Here is a 20,439-nt window from a genome sequence, read left to right on the forward strand (position 1 = left end):
ACCGTCTACCGGCAAATGCATATAAATCAGTAATATCTGTTCCCCACGTGCGTGGGGATGAACCGTCGGCACCTACGTAGCAGGTTTGGGAGCCGGCCTGTTCCCCACGTGCGTGGGGATGAACCGTCCGTGGCGGGGAAATGGGCCTGCAGATTGGCCTGTTCCCCACGTGCGTGGGGATGAACCGCAGGTTTGGGAGGATTTCAGGAAAAAGCTCGGCTGTTCCCCACGTGCGTGGGGATGAACCGTGCTTCCCTGTCTTCTGGGATTGCTGAGGCTACTGTTCCCCACGTGCGTGGGGATGAACCGGCAGGCGATTGAGGCCGCCCCGGATGCCGCATCTGTTCCCCACGTGCGTGGGGATGAACCGTGCATTTGGTAGCCGAGGCCATGCAGCCGGCCCTGTTCCCCACGTGCGTGGGGATGAACCGCGCGGCGTCTCGATGACCTGGCCATCGTCCGGCCTGTTCCCCACGTGCGTGGGGATGAACCGCTGCTTCATATATTCGGTTTTGGCGTGGCCTCCTGTTCCCCACGTGCGTGGGGATGAACCGAATCTCGGCACCCAACTGACCGACCTGAAAGCCTGTTCCCCACGTGCGTGGGGATGAACCGCGAAGACCGACACTCCAGCAACTGGAGGCCAGCTGTTCCCCACGTGCGTGGGGATGAACCGGCGGCGCGGATGGAGGAATCGACCTGCTACTGCTGTTCCCCACGTGCGTGGGGATGAACCGCGCGTGGTCAGGCTCTTGGATGGCCGGGGTAGCTGTTCCCCACGTGCGTGGGAATGAACCGGTGGCGAACCGCAACGCGGCGCCGAAGCGCCACTGTTCCCCACGTGCGTGGGGATGAACCGTCGAGTTTATTCACGCCGCCACCTCGCGCGCCCTGTTCCCCACGTGCGTGGGGATGAACCGCAGGCCCTGGCCGGCGCAACGCCGGAGCAGATCTGTTCCCCACGTGCGTGGGGATGAACCGACCAAAACGCCATGGCGCAGGAGATAGCCAATCTGTTCCCCACGTGCGTGGGGATGAACCGCCCCAGCCGTTGCCGACACCGGCGGCGTCCAGCTGTTCCCCACGTGCGTGGGGATGAACCGTGATGGGATGGGGTTGGGATTGCTTGAAAGAGCTATTTCCACTCCCGCAGGGATGCGCTGTTATCTTGCAATCCGTCTATGTCTTTCACGCGGGAAGCCGTTTGCCATGCAATTCCGTTCCCTGCTTGCGGCGCTTGGGTGGCGCTTCCTATGCTGCAATGGTTGAAGCTAGAGGAGTCGCCATGCAGCAGTTGAGAACGGGTTTGCTGGTTGCCGCGCTGTTTCTCGCGGTGGCCGTTGTTTCCAGATCGCTGGCCAGTTCCGTCACGGAAACCATGCCGGTTTGGCTGGGCAGCGGGGTGACTTTTTCCGCGCTGCTGATCTCTCCCCGTTGGCGCTGGCCGGCCATTCTTGCCGGCGTGTGGCTGGCGTCGATGATCTGGGGCATGGCGGCGCATGGCCTGAATCCGGTGGGCGCGGCGGCTTTCGCCAGCATCGAGGCGGTCAGCGGCGCCATGGGCTGCTGGGTGGCCAGCCTGGGGCGCAACGATCCGGACACTCCGGCCGGCATGGCTCTGTTCCTGTGCGGTGCGGCGCTGGCGTCCTGCCTGGGCGGCGCGTTGGCCATGGCCTTGTGGCAATGGCAGCGGCCCGGCCTGAACCTGACGCTGGAGGGCGTGGCGTGGGTGTTGTCCACCATGGTGGGCATCCTGCTGCTGACGCCGGTGGTGACCGCGTTTCGGGGCTTTCATCTGCAGCTGTCGGGCGGCATGCCGATGATGCAGTTTCTGGGAGGCGGCGCGGCTTTTTTGCTGTTTCTATGCGCGGTGGCGCTGGTTTTCATCGATCGCAGCGGCGAGCGTTACGGCCAGGTGGCCGCCACGCTGGCCTATCTTCCCATGCCTTTCCTGCTGATCGCCGCCGCCTTGTGGGGGGCGCGCGGCGGCGCCGTCGCCCTGTTGCTGGGCGGCTTGCTGATCATTGGGCGAACCGCCCATGGCGGCGGGCCGTTCGCTGTGGCGGAGGGGTTTTCCGGCGAGGCGGTGATCGAGGTGCAGGGCTTCGTGACGATCTGGGCCGCGGTGATGATCGCGGTGAGGGCGCTGTCGGATGGCCGCCGCCAGGCGTTGGTTGATGCCCAGGCCTGGCGCTTGCGCTACGAGCGCATCATGCGCGAGGTGGGCGTGGCGACGGTGGAGTACGACGCGGCCACCGGGCACGCCACCTGGGGCATGGGGGCGGACAAGGTGCTGGGCGAGGACGTCGCGCGCATCTCCAGCCTGGATGAATGGCTGGAGCGGATCGAGCCGGACGAGCGCGGCCTGGTGGAGGCGACGTGGAGCAGCGTGGCCAGCGGCGAGACCTGGGCCAGCGAGCAAAGCTACACCGTGGTGCAGGCGGACGGGGAGCGGCTGCGGGTGCGGGAGCGTCTGGCCTGCGTGCGCGGCGCGGACGACGAAGTGGAAATGGTGGTGGGCATGCTGAGGCCGGAGCCTCTGGAGAACGACAATGGCTGAGCCCGGCGTGTTCCTGATCCATGGCCTGGGCGGCACGCAATACGACCTGGGCTCCATGCACAAGCGGCTGAAGAACGCCGGCTTCGTCACCCATGCGCTGACGCTGCCCGGCCATGGCACGCGGCCGGAGGATTTGTCCGGCGTCAAGATGGAGGCATGGCTGGAGGCGGCGCGCGCCAAGTACCGCGAAATCGTCGGCCAGCATGAGGTGCTGCACGTGATGGGCATGTGCATGGGCGCCTTGCTGGCGCTGGAGGTGGCCAAGCTGGAGCGTCACGCCAAGGGCAGGCTGGTGGCGCTGGCCCCGCCGGTGTACATCGACGGTTGGGCCACGCCCTGGTATCGGGGCCTGCGGCCCTTGTTGTATCGGATTCCCGGACTGCCGGAGCGGATGAAGGTGACGGAGGAGGAACCCTACGGCATCAAGAACGAGCAGCTGCGGGCCATCGTCAAGGCCAAGTTCGAGCGCGGCGAGAATTTCCATTACGGCTGGGTGCCGCTGGCCTGCATCCGCGAGGTGGATCGGCTGCGCGCCGCGGTGATTCGGGATTTGGACCAGATCGCCTGCCCGACGCTGGTGGTGCACGCGCGCGAGGACGAGCTGACCAGTCTGCGCTCCGCGCATTTTCTGGTGGAGCGCATCGGCAGCGGCAAGCGGGCCGGCCAGGCGCGCATGGTGGTGCTGGAGGACAGCTACCACATGGTGTGCGTGGACAACGACAGGGAAATCGTCGGCAAGCATGTGCTGGAATTTTTCAATGCCAATGCCGCGGGCGGCTTCGGCATGAATATGGTCGACCCGGCGATGGCGCCGGCGGAGATGGCCGAGCTGCTGGCCTCGGCGCGGCGCGCGCTGGAGCAGGGCGACTTCGCCGGACTGTACCGCTTGGGCATTCCGGATTTCGCCTGGCTGCAGCCGGGGCGCAACCGCGGCAGCGGCGCGTTTCCCGGGAGCAAGGGCCTGCGGCGGCTGCGGAAGTGGACGGACGAGGGCGCGAGCTTTTCCGCCTTCGGCGCGGCGGTGATCAATGCCGGCATGGCGGTGCAGCCGGCCACGCTGCTGCATCGCGGCCTGGCCTCGCCCGGGGTGCTGGCTGTGCAGATGCGCAAGGGCAAGCTGTTGGAGGCCAGGTGGTTTCCGGACGATCTGGACGCCGAAGACAGCCATTTCGGCGGCGAGCCGTTGCCGGACGGGCCCAGCGAGCAGGAAAAGGCGTTCGAGGCCGCCGCCGCCTTGTCGCGCACGCTGCGAAAAGCGCCGGACAACGCCACCTTGTTGGCGATGTACGCCCTGTACAAGCAGGGCTCGCAGGGCGACGCCGCGGGAGAGCGGCCTAGCATCATGGACATGGTGGGGCGGGCCAAGCACGACGCCTGGACCGCCAGGCGCGGCATGAGCCGCGAGCAGGCGATGAGCGATTATGTGGCGCTGGTGAACCGCTTGAAAGATGCGGAGAGCCAGGAGGCGTGATCGGATTGTCTTCCCCGCTGGCGGAGAGGGCATCCCAGGACCGCCTCCGGGCTTCTAGATTCCGCGCGGGGGCTTGTGCCGGCGGGTTTGCCAGGACGCGTTGCGGGCTACCGTTCACCGCGGTAAGTACTGTCACTGATTGAAGCATTCTCCCCCGACTGCCAGTCTGAATCTGCGGACAATGCAGGAGACGCAATATGGCCTTTCCCACCCCAGTCAACAGCCAGATCACCGATGCCGTCACCCAGTCCAACGTCAAGGTGCTGGGCGAATCGCCCGCCATGGCGATGGGCTCGATCTACCAGACGATGGCCCACTCCAGCGGCATCCTGTTCGAGAATGCCGTCTCCTCGCAGCAACAGATGACCACGCTTGCCCAGTCGGTGTCCAACATCGGCGCGATGCAGATCTACAGCGTGGATACCATGGTGGGCACGGGTTTTGCCGAGCGGGCGAGCCAGCTAGGCGTCGCCGATAATCTGACCAGCTTGTTGACGGTGCTGCAGAGCTTCCGCGATCGATAGCAAGCTTGCGTCCGGCAGCGCGCCGCAGCGGCTGATAATGCTCCTATCTCGTTGTTTATTTGTCAGGAAACGATTGCGGCGCAGATGACTTGTTTCTGATCAAGCCTGGTCTTTTCGGCGTGGGCGACGGCCTCCGCCATTGCCTATATTGGGGCGGCGGCCTGTCCGGGACGGGGCGGCGCAAGCGGAGGAGGCGGAGCATGGACTATCTGTTGTTGTCGCACCCGACTTTCGGCGCGCTGGGCATCATCGCGGCGGTGTGGGTGCTGGTGGAAACCCTGAACGCGTCGGAGGGCAACGCGGCGCGGATCAGGCTGGCGTCGCGGGCGACGGCGTTGTGCATCGGCCTGTCCTGGATATTGGGCGGCTACTGGTATGTCCATTTCTACGGACACGACAAGGCGCTGATCCTGAAAGGCCCGCTGCCCTACGCGCACAATCTGGTGATGGAGACCAAGGAGCATCTGTTCTTCATCGTATTGATCCTGGCGTTTTACCTGCCCATCGCCGCTGCCGGGCGTCTGCATGAGAACGCCGCGGCGCGGCGGATGACGGCGGCGACCGCGGCTTTGCTGGCGCTGACCGCGTTCGCGGTGGAGGGCGGCGGAGCGATCATCAGCTTCGGCGTCAAGGCGGCATTGCTGCAGCATGGAGGCTAGCGATGGACAAGGCTCTGAACCGTTACGCCGGCGGCTTCGCGCTGTCGGCCTGCGTCGCCATCCTGTTCAACACCGCATTGGCCTGGCTGAAGGATAGCCTGCCGGCGTTGAATGGCTGGATGGCGTCGCTGACCGGCCACCACTGGACCACGCACGGATTGTTTGACCTGGCGGTGTTTTTCCTGTTGGGACTGGCCTTCTCCCGCGCAGGCGCGGCTGACAGGCTGGGCGGCGATGTTCCGATGAAGCTGCTGGCGGGTTGCACCGTGGCGGCGGGCCTGGGCCTGCTGCTGTGGTTCTTGTTCGTTTAGCCAGCCGCGCGGCCGGGCGTCAGGCGCTTATGGGCAGGCCCGGCGGTTTTTCTGGGCCGCCCTGTTTCTGGCGCAGAGCGCGCTATCCGGCCCTGGCGCCGCAAGCGCTTCGCGCAGAGTAGTCGATTCCCGCATCGTCTCCGCCTCGGCCGGCGCGCAGCCGGCGTTCTGCAATATCCCGCATGACATCATCAATTCTGCTGTTATGGCGGCATGGCTGTCGTCCCGCTCCCTCGGCTTGTCCCAACCTTTTCGCGTTGCATTTCCCCGTCTTGTTCGCTTGACCGCCTGGAGGCGGTCGCTGTGCCGCGCCGGTTCGGCGGGGGCGTATAGCTTAATGCCTTCGTCGATCCCCAAGCGGATTTGGGCGTTGACCCGGATGATTTACGACGGCGCTGGCTGTTGGGCGTAGCTAGCCTGGGACGGGCCTCTGAGAGGTTGGATGAAATATTTGTTATGAAAACAGGATGTGGCTAAAAGATATTGACATTGACATTATTGTCATGGTTTATGATTCATTTGTCATTTATTGGACTATGAAGTTGCCATAGAAGGCCCCGTCATGGACCCCGACGCCACCATTTCTTCGCATCGGTTGGGCTGGATGGGCGCGCGCATCATCGCGCCGGCGCTCTTTACCGCCGGGGAGATGGGGAGCGTGTCGGCGCTGACGCGGCGCGGGTGCAAGAACGATGTCTTTATACATGGCGTCCGGCGAGTGAGGCGCGATCTTCTTCCGCCGGGAGCGTGGCCACGGAGTGCTGTTCTTTGACGGCGCGGGCGAGTCTCCTTTGTCCGGCTACCGAGCCATGCGGTTGGGGCGCGCGCCATTTCGCCAATGTTTTGAAAATTTGCGGGTTGCCGGCGCCCGATTTCACGGATGGCCTGCGTGGCTGCGAAATCGTCGACGCGATCTGGACCTCGGCCGAGCGGCAATGCTGGGGATGCGTGGAAAAGCATGCGATCTGGCATTCAACCATTTATGGACTGCCTTTCATTCTGCTATCAGGAGCAAACCATGGAACACCTGTCTGCCATCGAAAACCTCAGGACGCTTTCTCTCGCCGAGAGCCTGACCAAACATCCCGACCTGAACTGGCGCGTCAGCGCGGTGCAGGCAATCAAGTACAACGTCACCCTCAGCCGCGGCCTGTTCGAGCCGTCCAATGCTACGCTGGCCCATGGTTGCGGCGCCGGCGGCGCGCGGCCGGTGCGCCGGCTGGTGGTGATCGACGCCGTGGTGCATGAGCTGTATGGCGACAAGATCCAGGCTTATTTCGACGCTTGGAACATCGTGGCCGAGTGGAAGATCATGCGCGGGCACGAATCGTCCAAAACCATGGAGCAGGCGCTGGAGGTGTCGGAAGCGATGACCGCGGCCGGACTGCTGCGCCGCAACGAGGTGGTGATCGTCATCGGGGGCGGCGTCCTGATGGACATCGTCGGTTTCGCCGCCAGCCTGTACCGCCGCGGCATCCCCTATATCCGCGTTCCCACCACCCTGATGGGACAGATCGACGCCGGCATCGGCATCAAGACCGGCGTCAACCACGGCTATCACAAGAACCGGCTGGGCACTTACTGCGCGCCGGAGGCGGCCTACATCGACCCGGTCTTCCTGCAGACGCTGGAGCAACGGCACATCGCCAACGGCGTGTCGGAAATCATCAAGATGGCGCTGATCAAGGACCGGGCGCTGTTCGAGTTGCTGGAAGAAATGGCCGGCCAGCTCGACGCGGACACCTTCGCCACCAATCATCCAAAGGTCAGCGAAATCCTGTCCCGGGCGATCGCCGGCATGCTGGCCGAACTGGAGCCCAATCTGTGGGAGGACACGCTGGAGCGGTCGGTGGACTATGGCCATACCTTTAGCCCTTCGCTGGAGTTGCGCGCCGACCCCGAACTGTTGCATGGCGAGGCGGTGGCGGTGGACATGGCGCTGTCGGTGGCATTGGCGCTGGGACGTGGGCTGCTGGATCGTGCCGAGGCCGAACGAGCCATCGAGCTGATCGCCCGCGCGGGCCTGCCGATTTTCCATCCCACGTTCACCACCGAGCTGGTGGTCGGCGCGTTGCAAGACACCATCAAGCATCGCGATGGTCTGCAGCGGGTTCCGCTGACGCGAGGCATCGGTCAGGCCACTTTTGTCAATGATCTGGAAGAGCGCGAGCTGGCATCGGCCATCGATTACTTGCGGACGCACCCCGCGGCGGGCGTGTTCGCGGCCGAAACGGTGGACGGTTGACGCGCGATGGCTTTGGCTACCATGAATCGCCGGCCCGCGCCGCATGAGGCCGTCATCGTCTTCGATATCGGCGGCACGCGTTTTAGGGCCGGCGTTTATCGCGAGGGGGCGCTGACGGATGTGCGCAGCAGGCCGGCCATCAGTTTTCGCAGCGCGCCGGAGCTGGATGGAGAGGGCTTGCGCGGCGCCTTGCTCGATTATCTGGCGGAAACCGCCGAGGAGCTGGCCGCGCGCCATGGCGCCAGCCTGGCCAGCCTTTCGCTGGGCGCGGCGATGAATGGGCTGACCGGAGAGGTTTACGGTTCGGGGCCGTTATGGGGAGAGTATTCCCAGCGCTTTGATCCGCGCGCCGCGTTGGCCGAACGCGCGCCGTCGCTGCGCTGGACCGTTTTGAACGATGTCAGCGCGGCCTTGCTGGCATATGCCGATTCGCTGCCGCAGAGCCAGGCGCGCAAGGTGATGCTGGTGACGGTGAGCACAGGCATAGCCTGCAGGGTGCTGGACATGCGAAGCCGCTCCATCCCGCTGGATGAGTTTGGGCTGCAGGGCGAAGTGGGTCATCTGCCGGTTCAACTGAGCTACCAGGGGAGGCCGGTGGAGCTGGCATGCGACTGCGGCGGCGCAGGCCATCTGGCGGCTTACAGCTCGGGGAGGGGCATCGCCGCCCTGACCGCTTGGCTGAGAGGCGAAGAGGAAGGCATGTGGCAGGAGTCCGACTACCGGCGCTTGCGTAAACAAGGCTTGTCCGAGGAGGAGGCGCTCGCCGGCGCGGTGGAGCAGCGCGACACCTTCGCCATGTTGCTGCTGCGCTTGGCCACCCGGCCCATGGCGGCATGGTTGCGGTGCGCGCTGACGCTGGATCCCGAGCTGGACCGCATCGCGTTGGCGGGCGGCGTATGCGCGGGATTGGGCGAACATTATCGGGAAGCGTTGCTGGGGCATTTGCGGGAGCAAGGCGTTTATCTGAGCAGCGGTTTCGATCCGGACTATTTCTCGCGCCGCATCCACCTTGCGCAGCCTGGGCAGACCAGCGGCCTGCTCGGGGCGGGCCTGCATGGCCTGAGGCCGGAGGCGCTTCATGCCGCGTGAGCATCTGGCCATCATCCGCGGATCGGGCGGCGCGTCCTTGGTCAGCAGGCCGACGCCGCTTCCCGAGCCCGGAGAGCTGCTGTTGGCGCCGCTGGTGTCCGGCTTGTGCGGAACCGATCTGCAAATACTGCTAGGCGAGCGCGATGATCCGGCGGCGGTGCTGGGGCATGAGGCCGTGGCCCGAGTGGTCGCCGCCGGGGCCGGCGTTCCGGCGGGCTTGGCCGAAGGGACGCTGGTCATGCTCAATCCCACGAACCCGGATGATCCCGGCTCGCTGATCGGGCACATTCAGGACGGCGTGTTCCAGCAACGGCTTGTCATTTCCGCCGGGATGGTCGCGGCTGGACTGGTGCTGCCGTTGCCGGTCGAGTTGCCGTTGCGGCTGGCGCCGTTGATCGAGCCGCTGGCCTGCGTGCTGTACGCGTTCGAACTGATGGCGCGCAAGGCCCCCCCGGGTCCGCTGCTGATCTACGGCGACGGCGTGGTCGGCCATTTGGCCCTGCTGGCGGCGCGGTCGCATCTGCCAGCGGCGACTGACAGGATCATGATCCATCACCGCAGCGAAGGCATGCGTTGGAGCGTGGACAACGGCATGCCGGCGGAGCGCCGGATGCTGTTCGAAGGATTGGATGGGGAGCAATGCGGCGAGTGCGCGATGGCGTTGCTGGCCACGCCCAGACGGGCGACGCTGGCCTGTTTGGCGGATGCGGTGCCGCGCCTGGCTGGAGGAGGCATCGTCGATCTGATGGGCGGGGTGCCAGCCGAATCCCGGCTGGATGCCCTCCCGGAGATTGCGGATCTGGCTGCTGTCCGCCACGGCAACTGCGGCGGCCGGCCACGGGACGGCGCTTATTGCGAAACCGTGTCATCGCATGGCAAGCGCTTGACCCTGTTCGGGCACCGAGGCGCGCCTAACCGCATGTTGCAGGCGGCCGCGCGCGAGTTGGCTCAGCATCCATGCCGTTACGGGACACTGGTCACCCACCTGTTGGATCTGCCCGAGGCTGCCGCGTTGATGGACGGCTACTGGTTGACGCGCCGCCGCGAATATAGAGGCCGCCGCTTCATCAAGGTAGGCATCCGCTTCCCAGAAGCGGCCAAGCCGCCGCGCGGAGCGGCATCACTTTTATCACTCTCATCGGAAACACAGTCATGACCGAATCACTGAAAGCCGACTCCACGGTATTTGTCGTCGGCGGTTCCACCGGCATCGGCCGCGGCATCGCCGATGCGTTGCTGGCCGACGGGCGCAAGGTAGTGATTTTCAGCCGTTCCCGGCCGGAAGGGCTGGAATCTTCCCCCCGCCTTGTCTGGGCGCCGATGGATCTGACTCAGCCGGAGGAGAGCCGCAATCAGCTTGCCGAGGCAGTCGGCCGCCACGGCGCGACGCTGGACGCGGTGTTCTACTCCGCCATCCACTATGGCGCCGGCCGCGCGCCGTTTCTATCGGTGACTGAGCTGGAGTGGCGCAGGCAGCTGGACGTCAATCTGCACGGGCTTTGGCTGACCTTGCAAGGCACGTTGCCTGCGTTGAGCCGACGTTCGCCGGCGTTGTTCGTCGGCATCTCTTCCGAGGTGGTGTACAACGCGGGCCCTGAGCGCTCCGGCTATGCGGCGACCAAGGCCGCCGCCAGCAGTCTGCTTCAGTCCATCGCCGAGGAAAGCGCCGAACCCGCGGTGCGCATCGTGCAATTGCTGCCGTCCGGCATGGTGGACACTGCCGGCATCCGCCGCCGCCGACCGGATGATTTCGATTATTCCAGCTATATGCAGCCATCGAGCTTTGGGAGGATCGCGGTCGAGTTGGTCAGGAGCCGGGGGGAGGGATTGCACGGCCAGAGTTTGGTGGTGACGGCGGAGGGGGAAGCTGAGCCGGTCTCTCTGGCCCCTCCGGTATCCCAAAGCCGTCGGAGCGTTTGAGTGGGGGCTGTCAAGCGCGGACGCGAGGTCGCGCTGGCCGACTGGCGCTTGCCGTTGTCCGGCCCCGATGCGGTGCGTTTGGCCGCCTGGTGCGGCGCGGAGTGGCTGCAGCTGGATTTTGGCGGGCCGGGCCGTGCGCCGCGGTTGGATGAGCCTGGCCGGTTGGAGGCGGTTCAGGCGGCAAGCTCCGAGCATGGGGTCGGCCTGGCGGGATTGGCGGTCAATGCTTTGAACGACATCGGCCTGCATGCGGCAAGGAACTCCGCTGCGGGCGTCCTGGCTCGGCGGACCGTGGAAGACGCGCTGGCTACGGCTACGGCGCTCTCCATGCCGCTGATGTTTCTACCCAGTTTCCGTTTGAGCGAAATCCGGGATGAAGGCGCGCTGAGCCGCAGCGCCGAGCTGTTGGGGTGGGCCTGCCGTTTGGCCGAGGGCAGCGGCGTCGCCATCGCCAGCGAAAACGTTTTGGCGCCGCGGCAGGTCCAGCGTTTGCTGGAACTGGCGAATCATCCAGGACTGTGGCTGGTGCTGGATACGTACAACCCGGTTCGGGCGGGCATCGATTTGCAGGCCTGGATGGAGGCGCTGTCTGGCCGGATTCATCGGCAGATTCATGTCAAGGACGGGCTGGCCGGCGCTCCTGCCGCGCTGGGGCGTGGGGATGGCGACGTAGCCGCCACGCTGGAGAGGCTGAGTCATTCCGATGGCCGGCTGCATGTCCTGGAAAACGATTATCGCGGTAGAGGCGGCTGGGATCTATTGCGGGATGACCTTGCATGGCTAAGGGCGCTGCGGCTCCCTTCCCTCGAACTTAATGAAGCGCAAGGCTGAAATTGGCAAACATCATGACTGGCGCGCGGATGCGCCGCCGTTCGACATGGGGGCGGGGGAACCGGCGAGGCAATTTGTGCTGATATGGTAATAAAATGCCATTAAGATTGTTGATGTCATACGTGGTCTGAGCTGTTATATTTCACGGTTTATTTGTGCTTTTAAAATCAATAAGCATCGCTGTCTGCACTATCCAGTACGGCGGGTTTGTTCAAGTTAGGAGATTTTTATGCCTGTCACGCTGTTTGCTCTGATGTTAGGCGTGTTCTGCCTTGGGACAGCAGAAATTGTCATTTCAGGACTTTTGCCAATTGTGGCATCTGATCTTTCCGTATCATTGCCCAATGCGGGTCTGTTAGTTACAGGCTATGCGCTGGGTGTAACAATCATTGGCCCATTTGTTACTCTGCTTACAACGCGCATACCCCGGAAAACATTGGTGCTGGGCTTGATGGTCCCTTTCATCTTGGGCAATATTTGGGCAGTATTGGCGCCAAATTACCAGATGTTAATGGCGGCGCGGATTTTGGCTTCGATCAGTCATGGTACATTCGTGGCGGTTGCATTTAGCCTTGCAGTGGCGTTATCTCCTGCCAATAAACAAGGTTCTGCAATGGCAAAAATAGCTTTGGGCTTTAATTTGGCTAATGCATTGGGCGGACCGTTAGGAACATTTATCGGTCAGAACTTGGGTTGGCGGGCGACGTTTCTTGCGATTGTAGCCATTGCTGCTATTTCTGTAGCTTTGATCGCCATGTTCATGCCTTCAAAATTGCCGCAAGCTGAACAATCGAAACCTGGCACCGTGCGCCGCGAGCTCAGCGCGCTCACTAATCCGATGCTGGTATTTGCTGTCATTACCACTGTTTTGGCGCAAGGCGCGGTCTTCACGGCCTCTACTTATATCGTGCCCCTGTTGATGGATGTCAGCCATTTTACCCCTTCAGCTATTTCAGCATTGTTGGTTGTTTTTGGCATTGGCGCCATTCTTGGCAACTTTGCTGGTGGTCGTCTTGCAGATAGGCATGTTATGCGTGGCGTCACTACGGTTTTGAGCAGCCTGGTGTTTGTTCTCGCTGTATTCTGGATGACCAGCACCGTGCCAGTGCTTTCGGCTATTACGTTGTTTATTTTTGGGGCAGTTGGATTCTCTATCATTCCATCGCTGCAAGCTCGCATTCAATCCTTGGCCGTTGCCGCACCGACGCTGGCGCTGTCGGTTAATGTCTCGGCGTTCAACTTAGGGAATGGACTGGGCGCATGGATGGGGGGCGCGGTTCTTGATTTCGGGTTCGGCATTCGTGCCGTTCCATTAGCCGCTGCCGGGCTGGCTGCCATCAGCTTGGCGATTACTCTTGTCTCATGGCACTTTAGCCGCCAGCCTCTAGTCCAGGCTCTGGAGTCTTAAAAAGATAAATGGATTGCACACCTAGTTAAAAATACATCTGCGGCATGCCATCTAGCAAGAGGGCATGCCGCAAGAAAATCAATAACTCTGAATTCAGGAGCGGGCATGTCTGACTTACCGAATGCTTATCAAACGGCAGAGCTGGAAAATGGCAGAGTGAGTATCGTTACCAAAAAATTTCCGCACCATCTACTTAGCGAGGGCACGGTTGTGGTTCGACCTGATCATATAGGGGTATGCCGGGCGGATGTTAAGGAGGTTATCGGTTCGCGAGACATCCCGACAGACCGAGGCCCCATATTTGGCCATGAGTTGGTGGGGCCGGTAGTTTTTGCCGGCGCTCGCAGTGGTTTTCAGGTGGGAGAGCTTGTTACATTCAATCCCAATATCACTCCTGATCGTACTACTGGATTCGCTGAATATGTATTCGTGCATGGTTCGAGTGAGCAACTGGATCAAGCTTTCATTCGCGTGCCAGAACATGATATCGCTCGCAATATCTGGATGCCCGAACCGATGGCCTGCATAGTCCATGCGACACGAAAATTGTTGGAATTTTCCAAGCTGTCTAATTTGGTGGGAAAAAAAATAGGCATCATCGGAGCAGGTTGTTCAGGCATCATGTTTGCTTTGTATGCAAAACATCTTGGAGCATCTGTAGGAATATTCAATCGCGGCAAGGTGAGGCGTGATTTCGCGTTAGACCAGCAGCTTTTCACCGAGGAGGAGCTGTTTTCTCTCGATGATGTGGATGCTTGCCAAAATACTTTTGATATCGTAATGGTCGTATCAACTATTGTGACCCCAGAAATACAGAGAATTGCCGCCGATCTGGCCAGGAATGGAGGCACGCTGCTGATTTACGGAGGGACGCGTGAGGGTGATAAATTCCTGACGAGCCAGGTAGATATAGATACTGTCCGCAGGCGCGAGCGTATTCAGTTGGCAAAATATCAGGAAAAAGAGTTGCATATTTGTGGAGCTTATGGCTGCTACAAAGAGGATTATGAAGAAAGTTTTCGTCTTCGCGCGGATTATCCTGACCACTTTCCACTCGATAGAATTGTTTCGGAAGAGGTTGACTTGGATGGCTTTGCCGAGCTTGTCATGGGCATGGCATCGGGGGGGAAGGACTATCCGGGCAAGGTGGTTGTAAGAACATAGCTAGACCGGAATGGCATATCCGGAATGAATTTCGTGCCAATCTTCGCTAGGCGAAGATTTGTGGAAAACCATGTTTGCGCTGTTTGTTTTGAGTCCTTGGGGAAGGTCTGAACAGGCCTGGGCCTTCCCATCGCTTTGTCAATCTTCCCTGCAAGCCTCACTCGACCCGCGTCCTTTTTGCAGCCATCAAGCAACGCTGGGTCGAGAAAGCCTATTGCCGCAGCAAGGCGCCATCGTTGGCGGCTTCTTGATTCATGCGGCCAATTCAAAAAAAACCAAGGATGGCCATGCTCAGCGATTACGCCAGATCGAACAGGGCGATCAATGGAATTTCAGTATGAAAGCTCATTTCGAGTCAGGCGCTTGATCCAGCTGCCATGCCATGCGGGATGGCTGAAAGCGTGACGGTGGCAGAGGTGGAGGCGATGCTGGCCGATCCGCTGTCGATGGGGTGGAAAAAATGTGTTGGATGATGTTGGCTTTGACCGCGGGCAAAAGCGAGATGAGTGCCAATCGCGGGCGGATCGTCCTGAAAGCTGACAAGCTCAAAGCGCTGAGCGCTCGATGGATGGCCAGCGGTTCCGTGTCGGAGAAACCATCCAAGCCGATGTCCGAGCCAAAATTCAACGCCTGTTTCTGGACTCAAGTTGCAATTGACCTGGCTGCCAGAAGGGTGGAGTCCGTCGAGCAAGCTGAGAGCCTGTTCAATGCCTGTTGCGCGTCGGCGATACGATGTTGAAAACCGTTTCGGGATGCTTATGCATCGTATGCGTATTCCGTCTCTTCAGCCGTTTTCGCCTTGTCTCGCTCTAGCTCACGAGGCTTTGAAAGTGCTCTGAGCATCCACCACCTCATCATTCGTGGCGAATTGTTCGGCTTCTTTTAGATAGGTTTCGAGTATGCCCAGTGCCTGGGACAGCTTGGCGATGGTTTGCGTGATTTTTACGTGTTCCTCGCGAAGCTTGGCGAGAACCTGCGGGCAGGGGGAGAAGCGGACGGTTTGGCTGGTGATGCAAGACATCAGCGGTCGTATCACATTGAGAGTGAGCCCGGCCTGTTGCAGCATCTTGATGCTTTGCAGAATCCAGATTTCCTTGTCGCCGTATTGACGGTATCCGGCTTGAGTGCGCAGGGGATGGATTAGGCCTTGCTGTTCGTAGTAACGCAGCATGCGCGGGCTGATGCCGGTTTTTTCGGCTAGTTCGCTGATTCTCATCGATTTTCCATGACGGTGGGGGTGGGAAGCACGCATCCCTTATCTGGAAGAGGAGGCGGTTATTTCTCTTCGTAAATTCTGAATGGTTAATATCTATTTTTCAATTCTCTTTTGTCATTAATTGGGCGGGTTTTGCATGGCTGGCTTCTGACAGACATGTGATGGCAGGGAGGGAAATGGCCGGGAGAGCATGGCGGGGCGGGCCCAGGCTGCCGCGGGGCAGACTGGGATATTTAACAGTACCCGGCGCGCAGATCCGGGCTAAATGGATAGGCCGGCGCTTGAGGCATTCAGCCAGCGCCACAGTTCGGAAGCGTTGAAATCGGCGATGACGGCGTCGGCGCCGGCTTCGCGCAGCGCGGCCTCTGGCAGCATGCCGGCGATGGCGAAGGTATGCAGCCCGGCCTGTCTGGCGGCGCGGATGCCGGACGGCGAGTCTTCGAAGGCGCAGGCGCGCTCGGCGCGTCCGCCCAGCCGGGCCAGGCCGGCGAGATAGGGCAGGGGGTGGGGCTTGCCGTAAGCCAGCTCGTCGCCAATCACCAGCGCGTCCACTCGGGAGGCGAGGCCCAGGCGATCCAGCATCAGCTCGGCATTGGCGCGCGGCGCGTTGGTGACGATGGCGATGGCCGCGCCGTTGGCTTGCGCCCAGTCGAACAGCCGCAGCGCGCCCGGCGTGGGCCGCAATCGGCTGGCCGAGGCGCGGAACAGCTTTTCCTTGCGCTCGGCCAGTTCCTGGTGCCGTTCAGGGATGTCCGGCAGCAGCGCCCGCATGATGGCTTCGTTGGTGGAACCGTGGACGTGCCGCAGATAGCTGTCGTGGTCCAGCTCCCGGCCATGTTCGGCCAGTAGCGCGCGGAAGGCGTGAAAGTGGAGTTCGTCGGTGTCGGTCAGGGTGCCGTCCAGATCGAACAGCAGGGTGAAGTCGGCTTGGCGCATGGCGGTTTGTTTCATTGTCCCGCGCTCATGGTAGGCGGCCTGCCGCCGCCGGGCAAGCCGCCGCTTCGCCGCCCGGCGGTTTACGTCTGGCGGGATGGCGCGATGCCCAGTCGGTAGATGGTGGTGCTGCGGTACGGCTGCTCCGGCCGCAAGGCGACGCTGGGGAAGTGGGAGACGTTGGGCGCGTTGGGGAAGTGCTGGGCCTCCAGACAGAAACCGTCTGATTGCCGGTAAGCGCGACCGGACGCGCCATGGTAGCGGCCGGTGAGCACATTGCCGCTGTGCAGCTGCAGGCCGGGCTCGGTGGTGAGCACATCCAGCTGGCGCCCGCTGCCGTCCTCCATCGCCCGAGCGGCCAGCCTGGGATAGGGTCCGGCGCCGTCGCGCGACAGCACGTAGCAATGGTCGTAGCCCCGGCCCAGGCGGATTTGCGCGTCGTCGGAACGTATGTCCCGCCCCAGCGGCTTGGGGTCGCGGAAATCGAACACCGTGTCCTGCACGCCGCGGATCTCGCCGGTGGGAATCAGCTCTTCCGTCACTGGCAGGAAGTGGTCGGCCAAGATGGCCAGCCTGTGGTCCAGCGCGCTGCCGCTGCCTTCGCCCGCCAGGTTGAAATAGGCGTGGTTGGTGGTGTTGAACACGGTGGGCCGGTCGCAGCTCGCTTCGTAGCTGATCACCAGATCGCCCGGCGGTTTCAGCGCGTAGCTGACGGTCAGGATCAGCTTGCCGGGAAAGCCTTGGTCGCCGTCCGGGCTTTCCAGCCGCAGCAGCACTTCGGGCCGGTCGGGGAGGTCGGCCACGGCGGCCACTTGCCACAGGCGGCGGTCGAAGCCTTCCGGTCCGCCGTGTATCGCATGGGGGCCTTCGTTCTGATCCACCTGATGCCACTGGCCGTCAAGCTGGAAGCGGCCGTTTTCGATCCGGTTGGCGTAGCGGCCCATGGTGGCGCCCAGGCGGCCGCCGGCCTGCCGGTAATCGTCCAGCCGGGTGTAGCCCAGCACCACCGAGTCGAAACGGCCGTGCCGGTCAGGGCAGCGCAGCGACTGCAGCGTGGCGCCCCAGGACAGGATGGCGGCGCTGACGCCGTTGCTCAGCGCCAGCTCTATCTTTTCGACGACTTCTCCGCCGGGCAGGATGCCGAATGCGGCGCGGGTGATCATGGGGTGGCCTCCGATTTGGGCGCGCGGACGGCGCGCAGCCGCATCAGCGCGTCGAAGCGTTGCAGAACGGCGGGCCGCTCGCGGCTGGCCCGCTCCGGATTGATGGGAAACAAGGCGGGATCGCGTTCGCCGCGCAGCAATAGCTTGGCGTGATGGCGGAACAGGTCGGCGGCTTCATCTGACATCACCCAGTCCAGCGCCCTTCGCGCCAGCGCTTGCTGCTTGCTGCCGGCGAGGACGCCGTAGACTTCCGCTTCCGCGCCTATCGCGTCCTGGGGCAGAGCCTGGATCAATGCGGGGTTGTCGCTCAGCCGGCGGCGGGCGGCCACCCGCACGGTGATGCCCAGCGCCGCGCCGTTTTGGCCGACGCGGGCCGCCGGCTCCCAGGCCGAGCCGGGGTAGTCGATCACGTTGCGGTCTATCTCTACCATCAGCCGCCAGCCGTCTTCCGGCCCGTAATATTGAAGGATGGTGGTCAAGGCCAGGTAGCCGGCGCCGGAGCGGCGGGGGTCGGGGAATAGCAGCGCCTGGCGAAGCGCCGGCGCGGCCAGATCGGACCAGCGCGTCGGCGGCTCGGCGCCGCGCGCTTGCAATAGCGCGGGATCGGCGACGAAAGCCAGAGAAAAGCCGGTGGGACGGTAGAAACCGTCGGCGTCGCAGCCGCCGGCCGCCGGCGGCGCGATGCGGGCGGCGATGCCGGGACTCTGCGCGGCGGTGTCGGCCCAGCCCAGCACCAGGTCGCCCTCGGGGTCGGACAGCAGAAAGGCGGTCAGGCTGGAGGTGGGCATGCGCCACACTGTGATGGCGACATCGGGCAGCAGGCGGCTCAGCGCTTCGAGGTAGTCGGCCAGCTCATAGGGCTCGAAGGAGCTGTAAGCCACCAGATGCCCGCCCGCGCCGCTGCCAGTGGCGGCTTCGATGCGGACGGCGTCGGCGGGCAGCCCCGCCGGAGGAACGGACGGGTTCATGCGCCGGACTCCTCAGCCTCCGCGCCGAGCTCCAGCGCGTCCAGCCGCCGCCATAGCTCGGCGGCGGTGAAGTCGGCGATCACCTCGTCGGCGCCGGCGTCAAGCAGCGACGCGGCGGGCAACGAGGTGCCGATGCCGAAGGTATGGATGCCGGCGGCGCTGGCGGCGCGCGCGCCGGACAGCGAGTCCTCGAAGGCCAGCGCGCGCTCGGCGCGTCCACCCAGACGCTGAAGCCCGGTCAGGTAAGGCAGCGGGTCCGGCTTGCCGCGCGGCAGCTCCTCGCCTATCACCAGCGCGTCTATCCTACCTAGCAGCTCCAGCCCGGCCAGCATGCGCTCGGCGTTGATGCGGGGCGCGTTGGTGACGATGGCGATCGGCACGCGGCGGGCTTCCGCCCATTCGAACAGCGCCAGCGCGCCGGGAGTGGGCTCCAGTTTGCCGATGGCGGCGCGGAACAGTTCCTCCTTGCGCTCGGCCAGCCGGCGGTGGGAGTCCAGGGACAGGTCGGGAAACAGCTCGCGCATGATCGCGTCGTTGGGCGCGCCCATGATCCGCTCTTTGTAGATCTGCATGGTGATGCTGCGTTTGTGATCGGCAAGCAGCGTCTGGTAGGCGCCGAAGTGCAGGATATCGGTGTCCACCAGGGTGCCGTCCAGATCGAACAGCAGCGTGAAGTCGGCTTGGCTCATCATTGTTCTCCTTTTGCTCAAGTCTCAGGCTTTGTGCGGCAGCGCATGGCGATAGCCGGCGGCCAGGCAGGCCGCGGCCATCAGCAGGGGCAGAATAACCAGCATGCCGATCGCATTGACGAGGCCGGCCACTTGGCCGATATAGCCCAATGCGATGGGAACCACCAGCAGGGAAACGCCCACCGCCTGGGTGGCCCCCACCGAGATCAGGCCGACGTGGTCGGGCTCCAGCCGGATCGCGTTGCTGATCAGCAGCGGGAAGAAATTGCCCAGACACATGCCGGCCAAGGCCAGCGCGGCGATGGTGGCGGACGGCAGCGTGCTGGCCCACAGCGCGAGAATGGCGCCGCCGCCCAGCAGGATCACCGCCATCAGCATGTTGCGGCCGTCGAACCGGGCCAACAGCCGGCTGGAGACGATGCGGCCGAACACGGTGCCGCCGAAGAAGACCGACATCAGGCTCACCGCCTGCGCCGGCCCCAGGCCCAGCCGGCTTTCCAGGAACTGCGCGCCCCAGAAGCCTATGCCCCATTCCGCGCCGATGCCCAGCAGCACCGAGCCCCAGCACAAGGCCACCGCCAGCGGCACGCCGCCGCGCGAGGGCTTGCTCGACGCGGCTGCCGGCGCCGGACGGCCGGCGGGCGCAGGCAGGGGCAGCACCAGCGCCAGGGCCAGCGCGGCCGCCAGCAGCGTCCAGCGCCATGGAATGCCGGCCGCGGCCAGCTGGCCGACCAGCAGCGGGCCGGAAAACACGCCGGCGCCGGCGAAGATGAAGGCTTCCACCATCGCCATGTCGCGGTGTTCTGCCTGATGCCAGGCCAGGCCGGCCTGCACCGCCGATTGCAGCACGCCGCCGGTCAAGCCCATGGCGATGGCCGCGGCCAGCGTGCCGGCGAAGCCGCGCGCCTGGGCGATGGACAACACGGCCAGCACCATGGCGACCGCCGCGCCGCGGATCAGCGGGCCGAGGCCCAGCCTGGGCAGCAGCCAGCCCCCCAGCAGGCCGGACGCGACCAGGCCGCCGGCGTAGCTGGTGAAATGCCAGCCGACCTGGATGGGATCGTAGCCGAACTCGGCGCGCAGGAAGGGCAGGGTGGAGCCCAGCACCGACTGCTGGAAGCCGAACACGGCCAGCACCAGATAGAGGAACCAGGTGGGTCCGTCGCGGCGGAATGGCCGGGTGGATCGGGGACTGTCTGTCATCGCGGTTGATCCTGAGGTGTGGGGTGGGGGCATCTGAACGCATGCCGCGCCTGGCGGATGGCAGATCCCTGTGCCGCCGGCGGTG

The 20,439-nt window shown here is 63.5% G+C and carries 20 protein-coding genes and 1 CRISPR repeat array (1 of these 21 cut by a window edge); of the genes, 14 read left to right on the plus strand and 6 right to left on the minus strand.

The genetic code is table 11. The features are described from left to right. Positions 1-1,103: a CRISPR direct-repeat array (repeat unit 29 nt; unit sequence CTGTTCCCCACGTGCGTGGGGATGAACCG); it begins 147 nt to the left of the window's first position. Between the two features lie 182 nt (positions 1,104-1,285). From BKX93_RS19920 to BKX93_RS19985, 14 genes are all read left to right on the plus strand, one after another. After that, complete coding sequence (locus BKX93_RS19920) at positions 1,286-2,560, plus strand: MASE1 domain-containing protein (RefSeq protein WP_186009451.1); 1,275 nt, start codon at positions 1,286-1,288, stop codon at positions 2,558-2,560. Next, the gene (locus BKX93_RS19925) at positions 2,553-4,031 is read left to right on the plus strand and encodes an acyl-CoA-binding protein (protein WP_046168135.1); all 1,479 of its coding nucleotides are present in this window, start codon (positions 2,553-2,555) and stop codon (positions 4,029-4,031) included. Before BKX93_RS19920 ends, BKX93_RS19925 begins: the two co-directional genes overlap by 8 nt. Positions 4,032-4,228: 197 nt before the next feature. After that, complete coding sequence (locus BKX93_RS19930; protein ID WP_070981036.1) at positions 4,229-4,555, plus strand: RebB family R body protein; 327 nt, start codon at positions 4,229-4,231, stop codon at positions 4,553-4,555. 200 nt (positions 4,556-4,755) lie between these two features. Beyond that, complete coding sequence (locus BKX93_RS19935; protein WP_046158994.1) at positions 4,756-5,214, plus strand: hypothetical protein; 459 nt, start codon at positions 4,756-4,758, stop codon at positions 5,212-5,214. A 2-nt stretch (positions 5,215-5,216) separates the two neighbouring features. Beyond that, positions 5,217-5,525, plus strand: a complete 309-nt coding sequence (locus BKX93_RS19940; RefSeq protein WP_052717586.1) for a hypothetical protein — start codon at positions 5,217-5,219, stop codon at positions 5,523-5,525. Between the two features lie 1,018 nt (positions 5,526-6,543). Further along, the gene (locus BKX93_RS19945) at positions 6,544-7,770 is read left to right on the plus strand and encodes a sedoheptulose 7-phosphate cyclase (RefSeq protein WP_083340706.1); all 1,227 of its coding nucleotides are present in this window, start codon (positions 6,544-6,546) and stop codon (positions 7,768-7,770) included. 21 nt (positions 7,771-7,791) lie between these two features. Continuing rightward, entirely contained in the window at positions 7,792-8,859 is a 1,068-nt protein-coding gene (locus BKX93_RS19950) for an ROK family protein (protein ID WP_052717587.1), read from the plus strand. Continuing rightward, complete coding sequence (locus BKX93_RS19955) at positions 8,849-10,015, plus strand: alcohol dehydrogenase catalytic domain-containing protein (RefSeq protein WP_070981037.1); 1,167 nt, start codon at positions 8,849-8,851, stop codon at positions 10,013-10,015. Before BKX93_RS19950 ends, BKX93_RS19955 begins: the two co-directional genes overlap by 11 nt. Further along, positions 10,012-10,779, plus strand: a complete 768-nt coding sequence (locus BKX93_RS19960) for an SDR family NAD(P)-dependent oxidoreductase (protein ID WP_070981038.1) — start codon at positions 10,012-10,014, stop codon at positions 10,777-10,779. Before BKX93_RS19955 ends, BKX93_RS19960 begins: the two co-directional genes overlap by 4 nt. Beyond that, positions 10,780-11,610, plus strand: coding sequence for a sugar phosphate isomerase/epimerase family protein (locus BKX93_RS19965; protein ID WP_070981039.1), 831 nt, complete (start codon positions 10,780-10,782; stop codon positions 11,608-11,610). 229 nt (positions 11,611-11,839) lie between these two features. Beyond that, on the plus strand, positions 11,840-13,018 hold the full coding sequence (locus BKX93_RS19970; protein WP_046168139.1) for an MFS transporter: 1,179 nt from the start codon (positions 11,840-11,842) through the stop codon (positions 13,016-13,018). A 105-nt stretch (positions 13,019-13,123) separates the two neighbouring features. Further along, positions 13,124-14,182, plus strand: a complete 1,059-nt coding sequence (locus BKX93_RS24205) for an MDR/zinc-dependent alcohol dehydrogenase-like family protein (RefSeq protein ID WP_082107254.1) — start codon at positions 13,124-13,126, stop codon at positions 14,180-14,182. 70 nt (positions 14,183-14,252) lie between these two features. Further along, a complete protein-coding gene (locus tag BKX93_RS24875; RefSeq protein ID WP_145929347.1) occupies positions 14,253-14,549 on the plus strand; it encodes a hypothetical protein in 297 nt (98 codons plus the stop codon). A 102-nt stretch (positions 14,550-14,651) separates the two neighbouring features. After that, on the plus strand, positions 14,652-14,921 hold the full coding sequence (locus BKX93_RS19985; RefSeq protein WP_046168142.1) for a hypothetical protein: 270 nt from the start codon (positions 14,652-14,654) through the stop codon (positions 14,919-14,921). Between the two features lie 75 nt (positions 14,922-14,996). On the opposite strand, the gene BKX93_RS19990 is transcribed toward BKX93_RS19985, so the two are convergent. The 6 genes from BKX93_RS19990 to BKX93_RS20015 form a co-directional block, all read right to left on the minus strand. Then, positions 14,997-15,398, minus strand: coding sequence for a MerR family transcriptional regulator (locus tag BKX93_RS19990; protein WP_046168143.1), 402 nt, complete (start codon positions 15,396-15,398; stop codon positions 14,997-14,999). Between the two features lie 261 nt (positions 15,399-15,659). Further along, positions 15,660-16,349 carry an HAD family hydrolase gene (locus tag BKX93_RS19995; RefSeq protein WP_046168144.1) on the minus strand — a complete coding sequence of 230 codons (690 nt, stop codon included), beginning with the start codon at positions 16,347-16,349 and terminating at the stop codon, positions 15,660-15,662. 65 nt (positions 16,350-16,414) lie between these two features. After that, entirely contained in the window at positions 16,415-17,494 is a 1,080-nt protein-coding gene (locus BKX93_RS20000; RefSeq protein WP_046168145.1) for an aldose epimerase family protein, read from the minus strand. Next, positions 17,491-18,462 (minus strand): substrate-binding domain-containing protein, encoded by a 972-nt coding sequence (locus BKX93_RS20005; protein ID WP_070981040.1) that lies wholly within the window; start codon positions 18,460-18,462, stop codon positions 17,491-17,493. The genes BKX93_RS20000 and BKX93_RS20005 overlap by 4 nt, the downstream gene beginning before the upstream one ends. Next, a complete protein-coding gene (locus BKX93_RS20010; protein ID WP_046158987.1) occupies positions 18,459-19,151 on the minus strand; it encodes an HAD family hydrolase in 693 nt (230 codons plus the stop codon). Before BKX93_RS20010 ends, BKX93_RS20005 begins: the two co-directional genes overlap by 4 nt. 24 nt (positions 19,152-19,175) lie before the next feature. Further along, complete coding sequence (locus BKX93_RS20015; RefSeq protein ID WP_070981041.1) at positions 19,176-20,354, minus strand: MFS transporter; 1,179 nt, start codon at positions 20,352-20,354, stop codon at positions 19,176-19,178. Between the last annotated feature and the right edge of the window lie 85 nt (positions 20,355-20,439).

The sequence above is a fragment of the Chromobacterium vaccinii genome, from assembly GCF_001855275.1.
GTDB classification, from domain to species: domain Bacteria; phylum Pseudomonadota; class Gammaproteobacteria; order Burkholderiales; family Chromobacteriaceae; genus Chromobacterium; species Chromobacterium vaccinii.